We start from the raw sequence: 303 nt of genomic DNA on the forward strand, positions 1-303 counted from the left end.
TCGACCACCACACCGGGACGGACCATTTTCGCCAGTTCGGTGGCATCCCAGTTGGTCAGGCGAATACAGCCATGGCTGTTCGTCTTGCCGATCTTCGAGGGTTCCGGCGTGCCGTGAATGCCGTAGGTCGGCTTCGACAGGGCGATCCAGACCGTGCCGACAGGACCGTTCGGGCCCGGCGGGATCTGCAGGATCTTGTCGTTCTGACCCTGCTTGAAGTTGATCTTGGGATTATAGGTGTAGCCCGGATTGAGCGCGATACGCTCTACCGTGTGGGTGCCGCTTGGCGAGGGGGTGTCCGTG

1 protein-coding gene is annotated in these 303 nt (G+C 61.4%); it reads right to left on the minus strand.

The features are described from left to right. Nucleotides 1-303, minus strand: a 303-nt coding sequence (locus tag EN804_RS36180) for a L,D-transpeptidase (RefSeq protein ID WP_135922407.1), incomplete at both ends; no start/stop codon positions are given.

This window comes from Mesorhizobium sp. M8A.F.Ca.ET.161.01.1.1, from assembly GCF_004792105.1.
In the GTDB taxonomy this organism is placed as follows: domain Bacteria; phylum Pseudomonadota; class Alphaproteobacteria; order Rhizobiales; family Rhizobiaceae; genus Mesorhizobium.